This window comes from Aeromonas sp. EU05-FHT14A05 (genome assembly GCF_058791175.1).
On the sequence record NZ_JBYTDH010000013.1, the window covers coordinates 65,852 to 86,662 of the forward strand.

17 protein-coding genes and 1 pseudogene are annotated in these 20,811 nt (G+C 61.8%); 9 read left to right on the plus strand and 9 right to left on the minus strand.

The window, feature by feature from the left end:
* Window positions 1-39: 39 nt before the first annotated feature.
* Complete coding sequence (gene yihA / locus AC3WR3_RS17055) at window positions 40-696, minus strand: ribosome biogenesis GTP-binding protein YihA/YsxC (RefSeq protein WP_202047937.1); 657 nt, start codon at window positions 694-696, stop codon at window positions 40-42.
* Window positions 697-839: 143 nt separating this feature from the next.
* On the opposite strand from yihA, the gene AC3WR3_RS17060 reads away from it, so the two are divergent.
* From AC3WR3_RS17060 to hemN, 4 genes are all read left to right on the plus strand, one after another.
* Window positions 840-1,457, plus strand: a complete 618-nt coding sequence (locus tag AC3WR3_RS17060) for a c-type cytochrome (RefSeq protein WP_139437652.1) — start codon at window positions 840-842, stop codon at window positions 1,455-1,457.
* 795 nt (window positions 1,458-2,252) lie between these two features.
* Window positions 2,253-2,828, plus strand: a complete 576-nt coding sequence (gene yihI, locus AC3WR3_RS17065) for a Der GTPase-activating protein YihI (protein ID WP_139437654.1) — start codon at window positions 2,253-2,255, stop codon at window positions 2,826-2,828.
* Window positions 2,829-2,839: 11 nt separating this feature from the next.
* Window positions 2,840-3,280 carry a DUF2489 domain-containing protein gene (locus AC3WR3_RS17070; RefSeq protein ID WP_043133237.1) on the plus strand — a complete coding sequence of 147 codons (441 nt, stop codon included), beginning with the start codon at window positions 2,840-2,842 and terminating at the stop codon, window positions 3,278-3,280.
* A gap of 31 nt (window positions 3,281-3,311) precedes the next feature.
* Window positions 3,312-4,685 carry an oxygen-independent coproporphyrinogen III oxidase gene (gene hemN / locus AC3WR3_RS17075; protein WP_319912571.1) on the plus strand — a complete coding sequence of 458 codons (1,374 nt, stop codon included), beginning with the start codon at window positions 3,312-3,314 and terminating at the stop codon, window positions 4,683-4,685.
* A 70-nt stretch (window positions 4,686-4,755) separates the two neighbouring features.
* On the opposite strand, the gene add is transcribed toward hemN, so the two are convergent.
* The 5 genes from add to glnA all read right to left on the minus strand — a co-directional run bounded on the left by add (window position 4,756) and on the right by glnA (window position 10,653).
* The gene (gene add / locus AC3WR3_RS17080; protein WP_492292505.1) at window positions 4,756-5,757 is read right to left on the minus strand and encodes an adenosine deaminase; all 1,002 of its coding nucleotides are present in this window, start codon (window positions 5,755-5,757) and stop codon (window positions 4,756-4,758) included.
* 142 nt (window positions 5,758-5,899) lie between these two features.
* Window positions 5,900-7,318: a nitrogen regulation protein NR(I) gene (gene glnG / locus AC3WR3_RS17085; RefSeq protein WP_265435573.1), complete on the minus strand. Its 1,419-nt coding sequence runs from the start codon at window positions 7,316-7,318 to the stop codon at window positions 5,900-5,902.
* Window positions 7,319-7,327: 9 nt separating this feature from the next.
* The gene (gene glnL, locus AC3WR3_RS17090; protein ID WP_139437660.1) at window positions 7,328-8,383 is read right to left on the minus strand and encodes a nitrogen regulation protein NR(II); all 1,056 of its coding nucleotides are present in this window, start codon (window positions 8,381-8,383) and stop codon (window positions 7,328-7,330) included.
* 86 nt (window positions 8,384-8,469) lie between these two features.
* Window positions 8,470-9,045 (minus strand): DUF4124 domain-containing protein, encoded by a 576-nt coding sequence (locus AC3WR3_RS17095; protein ID WP_492292508.1) that lies wholly within the window; start codon window positions 9,043-9,045, stop codon window positions 8,470-8,472.
* Between the two features lie 198 nt (window positions 9,046-9,243).
* Window positions 9,244-10,653, minus strand: a complete 1,410-nt coding sequence (gene glnA / locus AC3WR3_RS17100) for a glutamate--ammonia ligase (RefSeq protein ID WP_025325354.1) — start codon at window positions 10,651-10,653, stop codon at window positions 9,244-9,246.
* A gap of 350 nt (window positions 10,654-11,003) precedes the next feature.
* Between glnA and typA the strand changes: the two genes are divergently transcribed.
* The 4 genes and pseudogenes from typA to dtd all read left to right on the plus strand — a co-directional run bounded on the left by typA (window position 11,004) and on the right by dtd (window position 14,564).
* Window positions 11,004-12,815 carry a translational GTPase TypA gene (gene typA, locus AC3WR3_RS17105; protein WP_139437664.1) on the plus strand — a complete coding sequence of 604 codons (1,812 nt, stop codon included), beginning with the start codon at window positions 11,004-11,006 and terminating at the stop codon, window positions 12,813-12,815.
* Window positions 12,816-13,034: 219 nt separating this feature from the next.
* Window positions 13,035-13,907 (plus strand): virulence factor BrkB family protein, encoded by an 873-nt coding sequence (locus AC3WR3_RS17110; protein WP_247627704.1) that lies wholly within the window; start codon window positions 13,035-13,037, stop codon window positions 13,905-13,907.
* Between the two features lie 6 nt (window positions 13,908-13,913).
* Window positions 13,914-14,051 (plus strand): annotated as a pseudogene (locus AC3WR3_RS17115) (virulence factor BrkB family protein); the annotation flags it as partial.
* 75 nt (window positions 14,052-14,126) lie between these two features.
* Window positions 14,127-14,564 (plus strand): D-aminoacyl-tRNA deacylase, encoded by a 438-nt coding sequence (dtd, locus tag AC3WR3_RS17120; RefSeq protein WP_492292511.1) that lies wholly within the window; start codon window positions 14,127-14,129, stop codon window positions 14,562-14,564.
* Between the two features lie 28 nt (window positions 14,565-14,592).
* Here the strand turns inward: dtd and AC3WR3_RS17125 are convergent, their stop codons facing one another.
* Window positions 14,593-15,249, minus strand: coding sequence for a spermidine synthase (locus AC3WR3_RS17125; RefSeq protein ID WP_492292512.1), 657 nt, complete (start codon window positions 15,247-15,249; stop codon window positions 14,593-14,595).
* Window positions 15,250-15,422: 173 nt separating this feature from the next.
* Here AC3WR3_RS17125 and AC3WR3_RS17130 point away from each other — a divergent pair, with 173 nt between their 5' ends.
* A complete protein-coding gene (locus AC3WR3_RS17130; RefSeq protein ID WP_492292514.1) occupies window positions 15,423-16,331 on the plus strand; it encodes a bifunctional GNAT family N-acetyltransferase/hotdog fold thioesterase in 909 nt (302 codons plus the stop codon).
* A gap of 53 nt (window positions 16,332-16,384) precedes the next feature.
* Here AC3WR3_RS17130 and AC3WR3_RS17135 read toward each other — a convergent pair whose 3' ends face one another.
* Both AC3WR3_RS17135 and recG read right to left on the minus strand, forming a co-directional pair.
* Window positions 16,385-18,454 carry an AsmA family protein gene (locus tag AC3WR3_RS17135; RefSeq protein WP_492292516.1) on the minus strand — a complete coding sequence of 690 codons (2,070 nt, stop codon included), beginning with the start codon at window positions 18,452-18,454 and terminating at the stop codon, window positions 16,385-16,387.
* Window positions 18,455-18,597: 143 nt separating this feature from the next.
* Complete coding sequence (gene recG, locus AC3WR3_RS17140; RefSeq protein WP_492292518.1) at window positions 18,598-20,667, minus strand: ATP-dependent DNA helicase RecG; 2,070 nt, start codon at window positions 20,665-20,667, stop codon at window positions 18,598-18,600.
* Between the last annotated feature and the right edge of the window lie 144 nt (window positions 20,668-20,811).

Below are 20,811 nucleotides of genomic sequence, written 5' to 3' on the forward strand. Positions count from 1 at the left end.
AGGGCCAACTCCGCTCATTGCAGCAAGAAGAGGAGCGATTTACTCCTCGATCTGGTGGTCTTCTTCTGTGTCGGTCGGAGTTGCCTCGGCATTGGACAGATACCAGCCGCTCAGGGTCTGGGCCAGCTTCTCGACGCCTATGTTGTTGAGGGAAGAGAAGGCTTCAACCTGGATCTGCGGACCCAGCTCGGCTACTGCCTGGCGCACCTTGATCACCTGGTTGTTGCGGGGACCCGGGCTCAGTTTGTCTGCCTTGGTCAGCAGCAGCATCACAGGCAGTTCGCGGTGTGAGCTCCACTCCAGCATGTTCATGTCGGTCTCTTTGAGGGGATGGCGAATGTCCATCAGGATCACCAGACCTTTCAAGGATTCGCGGCGCTGCAGGTATTCAGCCAGTGACTTTTGCCACTTGAGTTTCATTTCCAGCGGAACCTGCGCATAACCGTAGCCCGGCAAGTCGACCAGGCGCTTGCCCGGCTCCAGTTCAAACAGGTTGATCAGCTGGGTACGACCCGGTGTCTTACTGGTCCGTGCCAGGTTCTTGTGTTTGGTCAAGGTATTCAATGCAGATGATTTACCGGCGTTGGAACGCCCGGCAAACGCAATCTCGACACCCCCATCATTTGGCAGGTGGCGGATGTCGGGTGCGCTGGTCACAAAATGCACCTTATTGAAATTCAGAGTTTGTGTATCCAACGTAAATTCCCCATAGAGATAGAGGGTTATAGAGTTACTTTTTTGTGAAATCGTGTAAAATGGCGTCGCTTAAACGCGTTTATTTTAACATGCCTTCGGCGGCATGGGATCTGGAAGCCTAATAACGAGAAAGTTGGAACGCCATGAAGAACCTAGTCATTACACTTGCTCTGATGGTTGGCGTAACTGGGATGGCACAAGCCAAGGGCGATGCCGCTGCGGGACAAACCAAGGCTGCCGTCTGTGCGGCCTGTCATGGACCGGACGGCAACAGCCCAGTCGACATGTATCCCAAGATTGCTGGTCAGCACGCATCATATATCAAAAAACAATTAGTTGAACTGAAGGCTGCAGCTTCTGGCCAAACTGGTCGGGTTGCTCCCATCATGGGACCCATGGCGTTGCCTCTGTCCGATCAGGACATGGACGACCTGGCCGCCTACTTCTCCAGCCAGAAGGTGACTCCGGTTGCCGTGCCCGATGACGTGGTTGCCGCAGGCAAGGCGCTCTATATGGGAGGCGACATGGGACGTGGTCTGGCCGCTTGTACCGCCTGCCATGGTCCGCGCGGTTCCGGCGTCGAGCAGGCCAAGTATCCCAGCTTGTCGGGGCAGCACCCTGCGTATATCAAGGCGCAGCTCACCGCCTTCCGTGCGGCAGCCCGTGACAATGACCCCAATGGCATGATGCGGGATGTGGCCAAGAAGCTGACGGATCAGGACATTGAGGCGCTCTCCAAATACGTGGCGGGTCTGCACTGATAAGGTCCTGAATCTAGCTTGTTGAAAATAACAGGGAACTATCAAGGTTCCCTGTTCTCTTTTGGGGCTTCCGGTGCCATGTCTGCAAATGCCCTGCATTGTTGTAAGAGATCCCCCATTTCCGAGTCCGGTCGGGGCTGAAACAGTGTTCGGCCTTCGACGCAGAAGCTATAACTTTCAATATGTTAAAAATGAGATAGCCACTTATCTTCGTTTGAAAGCATGCCGGGTGGATTGAGCCCCGCAGCGAAATTGTTACAGTGAGCCCATGGAATGACCGGGCGAGCTGTTGGCGTCCGGGTTGGACAGGGAGTCGGCTCAGCAGGCAAGTGATGAGCAGGAGAGTCAGAGACCAGGATGGTGACCGCCAGGGATGAGCGGGGCTGCGGGAGGCAACCACCCCAGAAAGACGACCGGATGTTGTCCGCATGGGTCAGACAAGCACACGCACATTCAGGATCGAGCAACAAGGGTCAGGAAGACCTAACGACATGATGCGCAGAGGTACGCCCAGGGATAAGGCGATTTGCAGCCAGGGAATGGGACTCGCATGACAGGATCAAGGCAGCTTCGGCTGCCTTTTTTCTGCTGGGTCATTAACCCGCCAAGGCATTCTGTGTCAAAATACCAGCAACATGCCCAGAGGATGCCGATCCTGCGGTGTTCAGCGACCGAATATGGTCGAATTGGTGCGGGATCCCACTCTTGTTCCAGATTTACTGTTCCCCGCTTCAGCATCCTCCCCGGACGAAACAATCCCGGGGGTTTCAATCCAGTTATTTGTCGGAGTCATTCATGTCGGCCAAACAACCCACCCGCAAGCCTACCGGCAAGCGCAAAGAATCAGATGCCAGTGCCCTGGAAGGCCGCGAGCGCAAACGCGCCGCCAAGCGCAAGGGCTTGAAGGCGGGCTCCCGTCAGCAGGTCGAGCAGGGCAAGAAGGGCGGTAGTGGCAAGCAGGCCAAGGATCCGCGCATCGGCTCCCGCAAGCCGGTCGTGCTGATCGTGGAAGAGAAGCAGAGCAAGCCGGTGGCGCCCAAGCCGCAAAAAGAGAAGAAGTTGGTGATGACGCCCGAGCAGGAGCTGGCCTCCATCGAGAATGATGATCGCCTGAACGATCTGCTGGATCGACTGGATGCCGGTGAAACCCTGGAAGCGGCCGAGCAGGCCTGGGTCGATCAGCGCGTCGATCGCTATCAGGAGCTGATGGACGAGCTCGGCATTATAGACACCGACGAAGATGACGACGGTGATTTTGACGAGGTCGAGTATGAAGAGCCGAGACAGCCAGCCTCCGAGGAGGAGCTGTGGGAGCGTTTCAGCCAGGTTGACTATCAGCCCGAGCCCAAGCCAGAGCCGAAGAAGAAGTGATGAGTGGATGGATGCTGGCCGCCCTGTTGGGGGGCCTTGTCTTGCTGGGGCTGGCTGTCTATGCCGGCACCCTGCTGGCGCGTCTCAAGCGTCAGCACGACATGCAGCGGCAGGCCATCGCGGCCCGCAACGAGCGCATCCTCGACAGCGTCAGGGTGATCGCCCATGCGGTACGGGATGGTCAGTGCGACTACTCGGAGGGGGCCATCCGGCTGACCAACCTGCTGGACGCCTTGCAGATCAAGGGTGGACGGGCCTTCGCCAGTGAATTCCCCGGTCTCTATGGCCTCTACGAGAAGGTGAAGGAGATGCCGACTCACGAGGCGAGGCGAGCCCTTAAGCGCAACGAAGTGATGAAGATGGATCTCGAGCGCAGCGGCTACGAGGCCGAGCTGGAGGCGCAGATCCTCAAGGATGTCGCCCGACTGAAGGACTTTCAGCTAAGCCGGTGAGCCCTGGATAACAAAGAAAGAGGAAGCAAGCGTGCAAGCAGAACAGATTGTGTGGGATCAGGCCCTGATCGAGAAATATAACTACAGCGGCCCGCGTTACACCTCCTATCCCACCGCGCTGGAGTTCAACGAGGGCTTCGGTTATCCGGACTTCGTCCAGGCCGCGGGCCAGTATCCGGCGCGCAATCTGTCGCTCTACGTGCATATCCCCTTCTGCCACAAGCTCTGCTACTACTGCGGCTGCAACAAGGTGATCACCCGTCACCAGCACAAGGCCGATCAATATCTCGATTACCTCGAGCAGGAGATCAAGGCGCAAGCCCCCCTGTTCAAGAACCGGCTGGTGACCCAGCTGCACTGGGGTGGCGGCACCCCCACCTATCTGAGCGAGGGGCAGACCCGTCGCCTGATGGCCATCTTGCGGGAGCACTTCCACTTCGCCGAGGAGGGGGAGATCAGCATAGAGGTGGACCCGCGCGAGATCGAGCTTTCCATGCTGGACGTGCTGCGGGAGCTGGGCTTCAACCGCATCAGCCTCGGCGTGCAGGATTTCAACAAGGCGGTGCAGGTCGCGGTCAACCGGGAGCAGGACAACGACTTCATCCGCGCCATGCTGGAGCGCGCCCGGGCATTGGGATTCCGCTCCACCAACCTGGATCTCATCTACGGCCTGCCGCACCAGAACCGGGAGAGCTTCCACCACACCCTGGAGGAAGTGCTCAAAACGGATCCGGCCCGCCTCTCCATCTTCAACTATGCCCATCTGCCGAGCCGCTTCGCCGCCCAGCACAAGCTGAAGGAGGAGGACATGCCGGCCCCCCGGGAGAAGCTGGCCATGCTGCAGGACACCATCGCCTTCCTCACCGGTCAGGGTTATCAGTTCATCGGCATGGATCACTTCGCCAAGCCAGATGACGAGCTGGCGGTGGCCCAGCGCGAGGGCAAGCTGCACCGCAACTTCCAGGGCTACACCACCCAGGGGGATTGCGATCTGCTGGGGCTGGGGGTCTCTTCCATCAGCATGATGGGGGATGCCTATTCCCAGAATCAGAAGGATCTCAAAACCTATTACGCCCAGGTGGAGACGCTCGGCCACGCCCAGTGGAAGGGGTGTTCCCTCAATCGGGACGACCTGATCCGCCGCGAGGTGATCAAGCGCCTCATCTGCGACTTCTCCCTGAACTTCGCCGCCGTCGAGCAGGCCCATGGCCTGGTCTTCCGGGAGTACTTCGCCGAGGATCTCAAGCTGCTGCAGACCTTCATCGACGATGGTCTGGTGCGCCTGACAGACGACGGCCTTGAGGTGGTCTCCACCGGTCAGCTGCTCATTCGCAACATCTGCATGTGCTTCGACGTCTACCTGCGCAGCAAGGCGCGCCAGCAGCAGTTCTCCCGGGTGATCTGAGCCCTCGACCAGGTTCTCTACATAAAAAAAACCGCCTTTCGGCGGTTTTTTTTATTGGGCCTGCCCCTGCTCAGCGTTGAGCCGCGCGGGCACTCAGTTCGGCCTTTTCGCCATCGCTCAGGAAGGCCAGGGTCAGGCCGTTCTGCTGGGCGGTGCGGATCTCGCTCATCGTCATGCCGGCGGCGGGGGCGGCCACCTCGTATTCGTGGGGCAGGTCGATGCCTTCCACTGCGGGATCGTCGGTGTTGAGGCAGGCCAGCACGCCAGCGGCCAGGAACTGGCGGATCGGGTGCTCGGTCAGGCTGGCGACCGTGGTGGTCTGGATGTTGGAGGTGAGGCAGGACTCGATGCCGATGCGGTGCTCCGCCAGGTAGGCCATCAGGACCGGATCCTGAATGGCCTTGACGCCGTGGCCGATACGCTCGGCGCCGAGATCACGAATGGCCTGCCACATGCTTTCGGGGCCCGCCGCTTCACCGGCGTGCACTGTCACCCGCATGCCCGCATCCCGCACCTTGCGAAAATGTTCGGTGAAGAGTGTGCCCGGGAAGCCCAGCTCGTCACCGGCCAGATCGATGGCGATCAGCTTGTCGCGATGGGCCAGACAGGCGGCCAGCTCCTGACTGCACTGTTCGGTGCCGAAGGTGCGGCTCATGATGCCGATGAGGTTGGTCTTGATGCCGAAGTCGCGGCTGCCGGCGGCCACGCCGTCTATGATGGCTTCCACCACGCCCTGCGGGTGCAGCTTGTGGGCCATCGCCATGTAGGCGGGGCTGAAGCGCAGCTCGGCATAATCGATGCCGGCACGCAGCAGATCTTCCACGTTCTCGTAGGCGACCCGGCGGCATGCATCGTAATCGGCCAGCACGGACACGCCCCAATCCAGCTTCTTCAGGAAGGCCACCAGACTCGGCTCGTTCTCGACGATCTGCACGTGAGGGCGCAGGGCTTCCAGCTCATCGGCCGGCAGCTGGATGTTGTGCAGGCGACCCAGCTCGAGAATGGTCTGCGGACGGATGTTGCCATCCAGATGGCGGTGCAGGTCGGTCAGGGGGAGGGATCTGTCAATCATGGTGGCGCCTTCTGCGAGTCGGGTTGGAAAGCCTGTCATTCTAGGCGGGGATCTTGAAAAAGATACCCCGTTTGCAGGCAAACGGGGTCTGATTGGTCAGGCTTTCCCTCAAGGCGTGATGGGAATCGTTTTTCCCGAGGACTCAGGGAATGTCGAGTTCCTTGAGCTTGCGGGTCAGGGTATTGCGACCCCAGCCAAGCAGGCGGGCGGCCTCCTGCTTGTGGCCATGGGTGTGCTCCAGCGCCGTCTCCAGCATGATCCGCTCGAACTGGGGCATGGCATCCGCCAGGATGTCGGTCTCCCCCAGCGCCAGCTTGGCGGCTACCCAGTCCTGCAGTTGTTGCTGCCAGCCACCGGTCAGGGCGGGCTGGCCCGGCTCCGCCGTGCTGGTGATGGGGGTCAGCAGCTCGGTGGGCAGATCGCCGACCAGTACCTCCTGACCGGAGGCCATCACGGTCAGCCAGCGGCAGACGTTCTCCAGCTGGCGCACGTTGCCGGGCCAGGGCAGGCGGCTGATGTAGGTCTGGGTATCCGGGTGCAGGCTCTTGGCCTCCACGTTCAGCTCCTTGGCGGCTCTGAGCAGGAAGTGCTGGGCCAGCTGGGGTATGTCCTCCCGGCGCTCCTTGAGGGCGGGGATATGGATGCGGATGACGTTGAGGCGGTGGAACAGATCCTCCCGAAATTCGCCGTCGGCAACCCGTTTCTCCAGATTCTGGTGGGTGGCAGCGATGATCCGCACATCCACCTGCACCGGTTGATGGCCGCCGACCCGGTAGAACTGGCCGTCCGCCAGCACCCGCAGCAGCCGGGTCTGGACGTCCAGGGGCATGTCGCCTATTTCGTCGAGAAACAGGGTGCCGCCGTCGGCCTGTTCGAAGCGGCCGTGACGTATGTTGTTGGCGCCGGTGAAGGCCCCCTTCTCATGGCCGAACAGTTCGGATTCGATGAGATCCTTGGGGATGGCCGCCATGTTGAGGGCGATGAAATTCTTGTGGGCGCGCGGGCTGTGCTTGTGCAGGGCATGGGCGACCAGCTCCTTGCCGGTGCCGCTCTGGCCGTTGATGAGCACCGAGATGCTGGAGCGCGACAGCCGGCCTATGGCGCGAAACACCTCCTGCATGGCGGGAGCCTCACCGATGATCTCCGGGGTGGTGGTGGCCTCCTGCTGGCGTGCCTTGCGCTTGGTGCGCTGCTCTTTCAGATGATTCTCGGCGCGGCGCACCAGGGTGACCGCCTCGTCGATGTCGAACGGCTTGGGCAGGTATTCGAAGGCGCCGCGCTGGTAGGCGTTGACCGCGCTGTCGAGATCCGAGTGCGCCGTCATGATGATGATGGGCAGATCGGCCTGGCGGCGGTGGATCTGCTCCAGCAGGCTGAGGCCGTCTATGCCAGGCATGCGGATGTCGGAGAGGATCACGTCCGGTGAGCGTATCTCCAGCGAGCTCAGCAGGGCTTCGCCATCGGCAAAGCTCTCGCATTCGAAGCCTTCGCTGCCAAGGGTGCGCTCCAGGACCCACCGGATGGAGCTGTCGTCATCGACGATCCACACTTTTGCTGTCATGAGGTTCCCTTACTTGCGAAGTGGTAGGTAGATGGTGAATTCGGTGTGGCCGGGCCAGCTGATGCAATCTATGCGTCCCTTGTGCTGATCGATCAGGTTCTGGGCGATGGAGAGGCCGAGGCCTGTGCCCCCCTCCTTGCCGGTGATCATGGGGTAGAAGAGGGTGTCGCGAATGGCATCGGGAATGCCGGGACCGTTGTCGACGATCTTGATCTCGGCGGCCAGGCGGTAGCGCTGACCGTGGATGGTGATCTGGAAGGCGGTGCGGGTCTTGATGCGGATGAGCCCGGTCTGATCGCCGAGGGCCTCGGCGGCATTGCGGACTATGTTGAGAAACGCCTGCTGCAGCTGGTCCGGCTCCATCTCGAACTCGGGAATGCTGGGGTCGTAATCCCGCTCGATGCGGATCTGGGGCGGCAGCTCCAGATCCACCAGACGGCGCACCTGCTCCAGCACCGAATGCACATTGTGCATCTGATGGCGTCCCGGTCGTTGGGGGCCGAGCAGACGATCGACCAGCACCCGCAGGCGGTCGGCCTGCTCTATGATGATGCCGGTATATTCACGCAGGGCCGGGTCCGGCAGCTCCTTTTGCAGCAGCTGGGCCGCGCCGCGCAATCCCCCGAGGGGGTTCTTTATCTCGTGGGCCAGCCCGCGCACCAGCTCCTTGGCGGCCTGCTGCTGGGCATGTTGCTGCAGCTCCTGGCTGATCTTCTTCTGCTGATCGATCTTGCGCAGCTCCACCACCATCAGCCGCTGCTCATGGTCGGCCATGGGGCTCACGCTGATCTCCACCAGCCTGGGCTCTCCCTCCACCACCAGGGTGACTTCGCTGTCGGTGAAGCCCTGCCCTGAAATGAGGCACTGCTTGAATCGTTGCAGGTCGAGGGAAATGTGCTCCAGCAGATGGGGCAGTTCGATCCCGATCAGTCGCCGTTCGCTGAGGGAAAGCAGCTGTTCGGCCGCCGGGTTGACGAATTGAATGCAGAGCCGCTCATCCATCAGGATGACGGCGGTCAGCAGGTTGTCCAAGAGTGTCTTGGCGTGATCCAAGCGGGTTGGCACAGGTTTCTCCCTAAAACGGTGCTTTACACCTGTTATGCACCGATATGGTGCATTGAGTTTACCCGCATCGGTGCGTCACATCACCCCTAATTGGCCTTGGGGGTGGCTTTGGGAGCCTGATTCACAGTCGTTCTATGCAGGTAAAAGGTGGCTGCTTTGGATTTAGCAAGGATCGTACCGTCTTTGGCGAGCAGCTCGAGCCGCGCCTCGTAGGCGCCGCGAGGGAGGTTCTCCACCCGGATGGCCAGGCTGTTGTGAACGAGGGGAATGGCCTGGTCGTTCAGCAGCAGGCGTACGTCATATTGCACCGGCGCCTGGGGATGGACCTGGGCCTGGAAGACGATGTTGCCCGTGTTGTCGCGCAGTGTGCTGCCCGGCTCGGGGGAGAGCAGTTCTATCTCCAGGGGGGCGGCCTCCAGGGCCTTCCTGGCATCGACGCCGGTCAGGCTGTTGAAGTCGTCGACCTGGACCGAGTGGGGCGAGGTGCCGATGAGGGGGGAGACCCGCAAGTCGATTTCCCTGGCGTTCTTGCCGGGGGGAGGGGCGTCTGTGTAATGGGTCACCCCTTGGGGATCTATCCAGGAATAGACTCTGGCCGCCTGGGCGGTGCAGGAGATCATCAGCAAGAGGCCCAGCGTCCATGTCGGGTGTACTGTTTTCATCCATCTCTCCTTGACGGGGTTCACCTTAATCCTATCAGAGAAAAAAATGTCGGGCCTATTGTCGGATCCGCGGTGCAGAATGGGCTCGACAAGCCGTATGCCCCATGCGGTGTGAGGCCATGAATCATGGTATTTCAGCCCCTTAGATAAAAAACCCGCCAGATGGCGGGTTTGTCATGATGAAGCAAGGACACCGGATTAGACGGAGTAGTACAGCTCGAACTCCAGCGGGTGCGGGGTCATGCGGACACGATCCACGTCATGCTGCTTCAGCTCCAGGTAGGAGTTGATGAAGTCGTCGCTGAAGACGCCGCCACGGGTCAGGAACTCGCGATCAGCATCCAGTGCGGACAGGGCCTCGTCCAGGGAGCCGGCAACGGTCGGCACTTCTGCGGCTTCTTCCGGCGGCAGGTCATACAAGTTCTTGTCCATGGCATCGCCCGGATGGATCTTGTTGATGATGCCGTCCAGACCGGCCATCAGCTGGGCAGCGAAGGCCAGGTAGGGGTTGGCAGCCGGATCCGGGAAGCGCACTTCGATGCGGCGGGCTTTCGGGCTCGGCACAACCGGGATACGGATGGAGGCAGAGCGGTTGCGGGCGGAGTAGGCCAGCATGACAGGGGCTTCATAGCCCGGCACCAGACGCTTGTAGGAGTTGGTGGTCGGGTTGGCGAAGGCGTTGATGGCCTTGGCGTGCTTGATGATGCCGCCGATGTAGTGCAGCGCCATCTCGGACAGACCACCGTACAGGTCGCCGGCGAACAGGTTGACACCGTTCTTGGCCAGGGACTGGTGGCAGTGCATGCCGGAGCCGTTGTCACCGAACATGGGTTTCGGCATGAAGGTGACAGTCTTGTTGTAGGCGTGGGCCACGTTGTGGATCACGTACTTCAGCACCTGCACTTCGTCAGCTTTCAGGGTGAGAGTGTTGAAGCGGGTTGCGATCTCGTTCTGACCGGCAGTGGCCACTTCGTGGTGGTGAGCTTCAACGACCTGGCCCATCTCTTCCAGCACCAGACACATGGCGGCACGGATGTCCTGGGAGGAGTCAACTGGCGCAACCGGGAAGTAACCACCCTTGACGAAGGGACGGTGACCCTTGTTGCCGTGCTCGTACTCGGTACCCGAGTTCCAGGCAGCTTCTTCGGATTCGATCTTCACGAAGCTGTGGCCCATGGTGTTGGAGAAGGTGATGTTGTCGAACATGAAGAATTCCGGCTCCGGCCCGAACAGCACGGTGTCAGCGATGCCGCTGGCTTTCAGGAAATCTTCGGCACGCTTGGCGATGGAGCGCGGATCGCGGTCATAGCCTTGCATGGTGGCAGGTTCAAGCACGTCACAGACGATGTTCAGCGTGGTCTCTTCGGTGAACGGGTCCAGTTTGGCGGAGGCCGGATCCGGCATCAGCACCATGTCAGACTCGTTGATGCCCTTCCAGCCGCCGATGGAGGAGCCATCGAACATCTTGCCGTCTTCGAAGAAGTCTTCGTCGACCTGGTGGGAAGGAATGGATACGTGCTGCTCTTTACCCTTGGTGTCGGTAAAACGCAGATCAACAAACTTGACTTCGTGTTCCTGGATCAGGGCCAAAACGTTCTGGGCTGACATGCTAAGTAACCTCCGGTGTTAAAACTCTTTGGGTGAATGCGTCATCACATTCACATAAGCCAGTATCGTGCCAAGTTTGTGACAGCTTGATTTCAGGGCATTTGCACCCTTTCAGGCTGTCGGGACACCCGCTTTCATGCTTGGCTGCGCCTCAAAGTGGTGCAACCTTGGATCGTTTTGGTGCACCATCGTGGTGCGCCTACGTGCCAAGGCCATCTAAGCAGGCTTTTGGCGCGGGGTCCATGATCCAGATCCCCTGTTGTACGCGAATGGTCTGCAATTCTGCTAGGCAGATCACAAAGGCGAGAGTACAATTAGCGCCCAATTTTACCCGGTGATTTGAGGCGAGAATGTTAGAGAATTTACGCAATATTGCGATTATTGCGCACGTTGACCACGGCAAAACGACTCTGGTTGATAAGCTGCTGCAGCAATCCGGCACTCTGGATCGCACCAGCGAAGGTCAGGAACGGATCATGGACTCCAATGATCTGGAACGGGAACGTGGCATCACCATTCTCGCCAAGAACACTGCGATCCGCTGGAACGACTACCGTATCAACATCGTGGATACCCCGGGTCACGCCGACTTCGGTGGTGAAGTTGAGCGCGTGCTCTCCATGGTTGACTCCGTGCTGCTGCTGGTTGACGCCGTTGACGGCCCGATGCCGCAAACCCGTTTCGTGACCCAGAAGGCATTCGCCCAGGGTCTGAAGCCCATCGTGGTCATCAACAAGATCGACCGTCCGGGTGCTCGTCCTGACTGGGTAATGGATCAGGTTTTCGATCTGTTCGACAACCTGGGTGCCACCGATGAGCAGCTGGACTTCAAGGTTGTTTACGCCTCTGCACTGAACGGTTGGGCCACCCTGGACCAAGACGTACCGTCCGACAACATGGAACCCCTGTTCCAGGCCATCGTCGACAACGTCGAAGCCCCTGCTGCGGATACCGAAGGCGGTTTCCAGATGCAGATCTCCCAGCTGGACTACAACTCCTACGTGGGCGTCATCGGCATCGGCCGTATCACCCGTGGTCGCGTCAAGACCAACCAGCAGGTCACCATCGTTGGTGCCAACGGCAAGAACCGTACCGGCAAGGTCGGTCAGGTGCTGGGTTACCTGGGTCTGTCCCGTACCGAAGTGGCCGACGCGCAAGCGGGCGACATCATCGCCATCACCGGTCTGGGCGAGCTGAAGATCTCCGACACCATCTGTGACAACAATGCCGTCGAAGCCCTGCCGCCGCTCTCCGTTGACGAGCCCACCGTGAACATGACCTTCCAGGTCAACACCTCGCCGTTCGCCGGTAAAGAAGGCAAGTTCGTCACCTCCCGCAACATCCTGGAGCGTCTGAACCAGGAGCTGGTCCACAACGTGGCCCTGCGCGTGGAAGAGACCGAAGATCCGGACAAGTTCCGCGTCTCCGGCCGTGGTGAACTGCACCTCTCCATTCTGATCGAAAACATGCGTCGCGAAGGCTACGAGCTGGCGGTATCCCGTCCGGAAGTTATCCTGCGTACCGTTGACGGCGTTCTGCAAGAACCGTTCGAAACCGTTACCGTCGACGTGGAAGAGATCCACCAGGGTTCAGTGATGGAGCAACTCGGCCTGCGTAAGGGCGAGATGACCAACATGACCCCGGATGGCAAGGGCCGTGTCCGTCTGGACTTCATGATCCCGAGCCGTGGCCTGATCGGCTTCCAGACCGAGTTCCTGACCATGACTTCAGGTACCGGCCTGCTGTACCACACCTTCGACCACTACGGTCCGCACAAGGGTGGCAGCATCGGTGAGCGTCAGAACGGCGTGCTGATCTCCAACGCTACCGGCAAGGCACTGACCTTCGCCCTGTTCGGTCTGCAAGACCGTGGTCGTCTGTTCATCGGTCACGCGACCGAAGTGTACGAAGGCCAGGTGATCGGGATCCACTCCCGTTCCAACGACCTGACCGTCAACTGCCTGAAAGGCAAGCAGCTGACCAACATGCGTGCCTCCGGTACCGACGAAGCCCAGGTGCTGACTCCGCCGATCCGCATGACCCTGGAGCAGGCTCTCGAGTTCATCGACAACGATGAGCTGGTCGAGATCACTCCGAAGGCCATTCGTATCCGCAAGAAACTGCTGACCGAGATGGATCGCAAGCGCGCCGGTCGTGCTTGATCGATAGCTGTTCATCGACAGACCAAAGAGAGGCCTTATGGCCTCTTTTTTTATGGTCGCGCGGTGGTCTCTTGCTCCTGCATGGTCGATTTTTATGGTCGCGCGGCGGTCTCTTGCCTCTTGGATGGTCGATGCGATGGCCGCGAACCGGCTGATGGGTGGTCAGATGGGCACCCTATCTGACACAATATCTGCATGATGACGCTTACGAGAATCAAGATGCAGCAGCAAATCCGCGGCCGCCTGGCCCACGCAGTCTCCTTCTTGCGCCACGATGGTGCCCATTTCGCCCAGTTTGTCTGGGGTCGTTTCCAGCAGGACAGGCTGACGGTCACCGCCGGCTACCTGGCCTATGTGACCCTGCTCTCCCTGGTGCCCATGGTGGCCGTGGTGTTCGGCATGATGTCGGCCTTTCCGGTGTTCCAGACCCTGAAACAGCAGATGGAACAGTTCGTCTATCACAACTTCGTGCCCACCGCCGGCGAGATGCTCAAGGAGTACATAGACGGCTTCGTGGCCAATGCCACCAACACCACAGCGGTCGGCATAGGCGCCCTGATAGTGGTGGCCCTGATGCTGATCTCGGCCATCGACAAGAACCTCAACTACATCTGGCGCTCGACCCAGAATCGACCGCTGGCCCAGGCCTTTGCCATGTACTGGATGATCCTGACCCTGGGCCCCGTGCTCATCGGAGCCAGCCTCGCCATCTCCTCCTACATACTGTCGCTGAAGCTGTTTGCCGCTGACAGCCTGTTTGGCGCCGGCTACCTGGTGCTGCGCAGCCTGCCGTTCCTGTTTTCTGTGTTCGGCTTCCTGCTTATCTATACGGTGGTGCCCAACTGCAAGGTGCGGCTGACCCACGCCTTGATCGGCGCCCTGGTGGCGGCCACCCTGTTCGAGCTGGCCAAGCGCGGCTTCTCCATCTACATCACCAACTTCCCCTCCTATCAGGCCATCTACGGTGCCCTGGCGACCATCCCCATTCTGTTCGTCTGGGTCTATCTGAGTTGGCTGGTGGTCTTGCTCGGCGCGGAGACCACCGCCTGCCTGGGAGAGTACGAGAAACCCGGCAATGAGGAGCTGGGCTGAGTCAGCCACTCATTGTTGGCACCGATATTCATTCTGTTCGTCTGGGCATTTGTAAACCTGAGCTGGTTGGTGGTCTTGCTCGGCGCAGAGACCACCGCCTGCCTGGGGGAATACGAGAAGCCGGGTACCGAGGAGCTGGGCTGATCCCCTCGCTTATTGCTAACATCAACGACCGCCTTCGGGCGGTCGTGCGTTTCTGACAAGACAAAGGAGTTGCGGGTGATTGCATTGATCCAACGGGTATCCGAGGCCAGCGTGACCGTCGAGGGGGAGGTGACCGGGGCCATAGAGCAAGGGCTGCTGATACTGCTCGGGGTGGAGCAGGGGGACGATGAGGCCAAGGCCGACAAGCTGCTGCACAAGGTGAGCGGCTATCGCATCTTCTGTGACGAGAACGGCAAGATGAACCTCAATGTGGGCCAGGTGGGAGGCAGTCTGCTGGTGGTCTCCCAGTTCACCCTGGCGGCGGATACCGGCAAGGGGATGCGACCCAGCTTCTCCGGTGGTGCCCACCCGAGCGATGCCGAGCGGCTCTATGACTACTTCGTTGCCCGGGCCAGGGAGAGCGGCGTGCCGACCGAGACGGGGCGCTTTGCCGCCGACATGAAGGTCAGGCTGCTCAACGACGGTCCCGTGACCTTCTGGCTGCAGGTGTAGGGCAACAGTAACAGCTCGCCAAGGGGCGTTAAGCCCCCTGGCTGATGGCGTGCAGTATGACGTTGCGATAGCCCGGCACCCCGTTGGCGCTGGTGGGGCCGATCCACTCCTCGGCCAGCCTTTTGGCCTGTGCCAGTTCGAGATGGGTCCGTGGCAGCAGGTTGACGATGAGGGTGCCGCGCAGGCATCTGGCCAGCGCCTGATAGATGGGAGCCTGGAACAGCAGCAGGGGATTGCCGTCCTGGCTGAACAGGTCCAGCAGCACCAGGTCGTACTGCTCCCGACTCTCCAGCAGGAAGTGCAGTGCATCGGCGTGGTGCAGCCGTGGCGCACCTCCAGTCGGGGGCAGGAAAAACTGCTGGAACAGGGTGAGGATCTCGGCGTCCAGATCCACGCAGTCGTGGCGGGCTTCGGGCCAGCGCGCACCCAGATGACGGGTGAGATCCCCCCCTCCCAATCCCAGCTCCAGGATCCGGCTCGCCTGTGCGGGCAGCCGCTCGGCGATGCTCTGCTGATGGGGCAGGCAGAGGTGTTCCGGTTGGCTCAGGCTCATGGCGGATTGCACCACGCCGTCCATTTCCAGCCAGCGGTGGCGGGCATTTTCCAGGATGGAGAGGCGGCGTTCGGGTTTGGCGCTGAGGTGCAATAAGTGATCGGCTTGGTACGCTTGCAGATTGAAGTCCATGAATTTGCACGGCAAGATGGCTTTCGACCAGTGTAACTCAAGGATGTCGCTATGTACCGGGTGGTCACCCCTCAAACGCCAGCGGAGCTGGATGCCAGCTACCCGCTGCGTCGGGAGGCATTGGTGCGCAAGCCCTTCCATCTGCCCGTCGGCGCAAACTCAAGGATCGCTTTATGCATCGGGTAGTCACCCCAGAAACGCCAGCGGAGCTGGATGCCTACTACCAGTTGCGCTGGGAACTCCTACGCAAGCCTTTCAATCTGCCCGTGGGCTCCGAGCGTGACGAATACGATACCGTCGCCATTCATCGGCTGATGCTGGCCGAAGACGGCACCCCCATCGCCGTCGGCCGCCTCTTCATCGGGGGTGACGAGGCCCAGATCCGCTTTATGGCGCTGCGTCCTGAGTTTCGCGGTCAGGGGCTGGGGGCCCGCATGGTAGAGGATCTCGAACAGCTGGCCCGGGACGAGAAGGTGAAACGGCTGGTGATGAACGCACGCCAGGAGGCGGTGGAGTTCTATCGCAGGTGCGGCTTTCTCGAGGTGGGTGAGGGGCCCGTCTCCTTCGGCCGCATTCCCCATCGTCAGATGATCAAATCCATCAGTCCGCTGCAGACCATACAGTATCGCCCCGAGTGGTGTCAGGATCTCACCACCCGCTGGTCGAGGGGGATCCCCATCAGCGAGAAGATGGGGGTACACATCACCCACTACGATGGCCAGACCTTCCACCTCAAGGCCAACCTGGCGGCCAACCTCAACGTCCACGACACCATGTTCGCCGGCAGCATTTACAGCCAGTGTGTGCTGGCGGGCTGGGGCCTCATCTGGCTGCAACTCAAGGAGGCCGGTCTGGGCGGGGATACGGTGCTGGCGGAGGGCAACATCAAATACTACAGACCGGTGAGCGAGGAGCCTGAGGCCAGGGTCGCCCGGGAGGGGATGCCCGCCGTGCTGGCGCCGCTCAAGAACGGGGAGTCCGCCAAGTTCAGCCTGCGGGTGCAGCTGTTCAGCGGCCGCAAGCTGGCGGTGGAGTTTGTCGGCCAGTACGTGGTGCTGCCCATCAAGCGGGCGGGACACTGACCCCGTCGTCGGGCATCCGTTAGCAACAAGGCCTCATGATGAGGCCTTGTTCGTCATTGCGCCGCGGTGGCGGGGGGAGTCTGGGGTCGCCGGAGCGGGCCGCTGCGCCCCTGGGCCGGGTAGCGTACGCCAGTCTCCCAGTCGCAAGTGGCTTCCCCGCTCGGGAAGCGCCATTCAAGGGTCGGGCTCTCAAGGGGGCCGCGCCAGCGCGCCAGCAGCTCGGCGCAGCGCCGCTTGTTCAGCACGCCGAGATCCAGCTGCCACTGGTCGCTGGCGAGATCGACCCCACCCTGCAAGCCGAGCAGGTGGGTGATGGTGGAAGCCCCGCCCTGATCGATCTGCAGCTTGCCCTGCTCAGCCCTGGCCTTCAGCCTGATGTGGTAGAAGGGGGTATCCCCCTGCTGCATCGCCTGCCACAGGGTCTCGGGGGTCAGAGTGGGCGGGGTCGCCTCCTTGAACCAGTTGTCCAGCAGCGGGTCTATCCCGACCTTGTCCCAGAAGGGATCCCTGGCCTCCAGGCTCAGGCTGCCCTGCAGGGTGTGGCGCCAGTTGCCGGGGGCCTGCTCCGGCTGCGGGGCCAGATCGGCTTGCAGATCCGTCTCCAGATCCACCTTGCCCGCCAGCGAGACGGGGGCATGGAGCAGTTCGCCCCACTTCTCCAGATCCAGCTGCTTGCCCTGCAGTTGCAGACGGCTCTCCTGCCCGGGCACCTTGCCCCATTGGCCGCTGAGGCTGAGAGAGCCCTCATCCGGCAGCTCGCTGCTGAGCCTGTTGAGCTGCCAGGCGCTCGGGGTCAGCTCCCCGTCCAGCACGCCGTTGCGGGCACTCAGGCCATCCCACACCAGCTCGAACCACTTGCTCTCGATGCGGGTACGGCCGAGCAGCGGGCCCGGCTGGTTGTTCCTCAGGCTGAGATCGCTCAGATAGAGCTGCCAGCCGGTCAGGGAGAGGGGCAGGGTGTCGTCGAAGGAGAGCACCTTGAGCCTGTCGAAGGCCAGCTTGCGCAGGTCGATCTGCTGCGGGCGCCAGCCCTGCCACTCCTGCCACCACCCTTCCGGCAGGCTGATGTCCATGCCGCTCAGGGCCATGTTCTTGAGGGTCAGCTTTTGCAGTTGGGGGTCGAGGGCAAGCTCGACATTGAACTCCCCTTCGTATGCCTTGCCCTGCAGCTCGGCCTCGATCTGCCGGGGGGAGAAGGCGAGCTTGCCCTCGATGGCTTCCAGCTGGAACAGGCCGCGGCCCAGATCCGCCAGGGTGCCGGAGAGATAGCCGCTTGGCTGGCTGCCCGCCTGCCAGTCGAAGGCGGTGAGCTGACCGCTGAAGTTGTTGAGGGAGAGCTCCTGCTCTATGGCATTGACGCTGACCCGATCGAGCTGGCCCCGATCCAGGGTGATGCGGTGCAGGGGGAGCTCGCCAGGGGGGATGTCACCGAGCTCGACCCGCATGCCACGGGCCTTCAAGGCGTGCAGTTGCAGGCTGCGATCCGGCCAGTTCAGCACCATGCCGGTCTCCAGCAGACCCTCGAACAGGTTGGTGGTCAGCTTGTCCGTGCTCAGCACCTGCCCCTCCAGTCTCCCCTGGAGGCTGAGGCGGGCCAGGGTGAGCTGCGGCGTCTCCAGCTGGTTGATGCCCAGGGTCAGGTTGGCCTGGGGCTGGCGTTTCGGATCGATCAGCTCCCAGTCGCTCAGGGTGGCGCTCAGGCCGCGCAGGGTCAGGGCCTCGCTCTGCAGGCTCAGGTTGTCTATGGTGCTGTCGCTGATGGTGAGGGAGTGCACCGGCAGGGTCGGCAGCTGGTTCGGCAGCGGCAGCTTGATGACGGGGCGGATGAGATCCAGGTGGGCGATGCGCACGTCCCGGTTCAGCCAGTCGATGTTGTCTATCTCCAGATAGATCTTCTCCAGCTGCACCGCATCCCCGTATTGCACCTGCTCCGCCAGCAGGGTGTAGGGGTGAAGCGGGTTGAACACCAGCCGGCCTATGGTGACAGGCACGCCGGTCTGCTGGCTGATCCAGCTGGCGATGGGGCCCTTGGCCCGCTCGGCGTCGAACAGGCCGAGGCCGACCCAGACGAATAGCAGCAGGAAGGCAAACAGATAGAGCAGGGCGCGTAGCCAGGAATTCATGGATGCTTTCCTCCTGTTTTGGGGGTTGTTGTCAGGCGTTTGAGTAGTGGTCCCGCAGGCCGAGCCAGCGGCGGATCAGCGGTTCGACATGACTCGGATGGCGGTCCATGAGGACATGTGCCCATCTTCTGCATCTACCTCGATCAGGCATTGGAATAGTGATCCCGTAAGCCGAGCCAGCGTCGTATCAAGGGTTCGACATGACTCGGATGCCTATCCATGAGGAAGCGCGCCATCTTCTGCACCTGGGGAATAAGCGGTTGATCCCGCACCAGATCGGCGATCTTGAGATCCGCCAACCCGGTCTGGCGGGTGCCGAGCAGTTCCCCCGGGCCGCGCAGCTCGAGATCGCGCTGGGCGATCAGGAAGCCGTCGTTGGTCTCCCGCAGCACCCCGAGCCGGCTCTGGGCCGTCTTGGAGAGGGGGGCATGGTAGAGCAGCACGCAGTGGGAGGCCACAGACCCCCGGCCGACCCGGCCGCGCAGCTGGTGCAACTGGGCCAGCCCCAGCCGCTCCGGGTTCTCGATGATCATCAGGCTGGCATTGGGCACGTCCACCCCCACCTCGATGACGGTGGTGGCGACCAGCAGTTGCAATATGCCCGCCTTGAACTCCTCCATCACCCGCTGCTTCTCGATGGGGCGCATCCGGCCATGGACCAGGCCTATGTGCAGGCCGGGCAGCCTGGCTTGCAGCTCGGCGGCCGTGTCTTCGGCGGCCTGGCACTCCAGCACCTCGGACTCCTCGATCAGGGTGCAGACCCAATAGGCCTGCTTGCCCTCCTCGCAGGCGAGCTTGACCCGCTCGATCACATCCTGACGGCGGCTGTCCGGCAGGGCGACCGTGGTGATGGGGGTACGGCCGGGCGGCAGCTCGTCGATGACGGAGGTGTCGAGATCCGCATAGGCGGTCATCGCCAAGGTACGGGGAATGGGGGTGGCGGTCATGATGAGCTGGTGGGGATGCACCCCCTCCCGCTCCCCCTTCTCGCGCAGGGCGAGGCGCTGGTGCACCCCGAACCTGTGCTGCTCGTCGATGATCACCAGGGCCAGGCGCTGGAACACCACCTGCTCCTGGAAGATGGCGTGGGTGCCCACCACCATCTTGACGCTGCCGTCGGCAATGGCGGCCAGCGCCTCCTCCCGCGCCTTGCCCTTCTGCTTGCCCGCCAGCCAGCCCACCTTGATGCCGAGTGGTTCCAGCCAGTGGGCGAAGTTGATGGCATGCTGTTCGGCCAGCAGCTCGGTCGGCGCCATCAGCCCCACCTGGCAGCCGTTGCCTATGGCTTGCAGCGCCGCCAAGGCCGCCACCAGCGTCTTGCCGGAGCCCACGTCCCCCTGCACCAGCCGCATCATGGGGTGGCTGCGTTGCAGATCATGGCTTATCTCCGCCACCACCCGGTTCTGGGCGCCGGTGGGGGTGAAGGGCAGGGCGCTTAGCAGCTTTTCCACCAGAGCCGGGGCCGGCTTGAGGGTGCGGGCCAGCTGGGTCTGTGCCTGGGCGCGGACCTTGAGGACGGAGAGGTTGTGGGCCAGCAGCTCTTCCAGCACCAGTCGCTGCTGGGCCGGATGCTGGCCGCTCTCCAGCAGGGCCAGCGCCACCGAGGGGGGCGGGCGGTGGAGCAGACGCAGGGCGGCGGCCAGCTCGATCTGCTGGGGGTAGAGACCGGCGGGCAGCAGCTCCTCGACGCCATAGAGGTCGAGCTGGGCCAGCGCCTGATCCGTGAGGCTGCGCAGGCTGAGCTGGCGCAGGCCTTCGGTGGTCGGGTAGACGGGGGTGAGCGCCTCTTCGGTCTGGCCGGCCTGCTCCTCGCCGAGCAGCTTGTACTCGGGGTGGGCCATCTCCAGCCCGTACTTGCCGGGACGAGCCTCGCCGAAGCAGCGGATCAGGCGGCCCTGGGCCAGGCTGTTTTTCTGGGCGGCGGTGAAATTGAAGAAACGCAGGGTCAGGCTGCCGGTGCCGTCGCTGATGCGGCACACCAGCATGCGGCGGCGTCCCATGACCAGCTGGGTGTCCTGGATTTCGCCCTCGACGGCGCCGTGCAGCCCGGGGGGCAGATCGCCGATGGGCCACACCTGGGTGCGGTCCTCGTAGCGCAGGGGGAGGTGGAACAGCAGATCCTGTACCGTGGCCAGCCCCAGCCGCTCGAGCTTCTCCAGCATCTTGCTGCCGACGCCCTTGAGGCTATCGAGAGGAATTTTATCCAATTTCATCAATTAGATGCCCGAAAACACTGTAAATATGTCCAGATGATAGGGGTTGTTGCTGTCTCGATGCAAGCCGCGTTGCAGCGGCAGGGGCTCCCCGGGCGGGGCGAGAGGGCGCATACGACAAAGGCCTGCCGAACACGGGAGGCC

Coding starts and splice junctions, on each gene's coding strand:
- add (WP_492292505.1), bottom strand. CDS start 5,757: ATGATTGACAGATCCCTCCCCCTGACCGACCTGCACCGCCATCTGGAT.
- AC3WR3_RS17095 (WP_492292508.1), bottom strand. CDS start 9,045: ATGAAAACAGTACACCCGACATGGACGCTGGGCCTCTTGCTGATGATC.
- AC3WR3_RS17130 (WP_492292514.1), top strand. CDS start 15,423: ATGCATCGGGTAGTCACCCCAGAAACGCCAGCGGAGCTGGATGCCTAC.
- typA (WP_139437664.1), top strand. CDS start 11,004: ATGTTAGAGAATTTACGCAATATTGCGATTATTGCGCACGTTGACCAC.
- AC3WR3_RS17125 (WP_492292512.1), bottom strand. CDS start 15,249: ATGGACTTCAATCTGCAAGCGTACCAAGCCGATCACTTATTGCACCTC.
- glnA (WP_025325354.1), bottom strand. CDS start 10,653: ATGTCAGCCCAGAACGTTTTGGCCCTGATCCAGGAACACGAAGTCAAG.
- AC3WR3_RS17110 (WP_247627704.1), top strand. CDS start 13,035: ATGCAGCAGCAAATCCGCGGCCGCCTGGCCCACGCAGTCTCCTTCTTG.
- recG (WP_492292518.1), bottom strand. CDS start 20,667: ATGAAATTGGATAAAATTCCTCTCGATAGCCTCAAGGGCGTCGGCAGC.
- AC3WR3_RS17070 (WP_043133237.1), top strand. CDS start 2,840: ATGCTGGCCGCCCTGTTGGGGGGCCTTGTCTTGCTGGGGCTGGCTGTC.
- yihI (WP_139437654.1), top strand. CDS start 2,253: ATGTCGGCCAAACAACCCACCCGCAAGCCTACCGGCAAGCGCAAAGAA.
- glnG (WP_265435573.1), bottom strand. CDS start 7,318: ATGACAGCAAAAGTGTGGATCGTCGATGACGACAGCTCCATCCGGTGG.
- AC3WR3_RS17135 (WP_492292516.1), bottom strand. CDS start 18,454: ATGAATTCCTGGCTACGCGCCCTGCTCTATCTGTTTGCCTTCCTGCTG.
- AC3WR3_RS17060 (WP_139437652.1), top strand. CDS start 840: ATGAAGAACCTAGTCATTACACTTGCTCTGATGGTTGGCGTAACTGGG.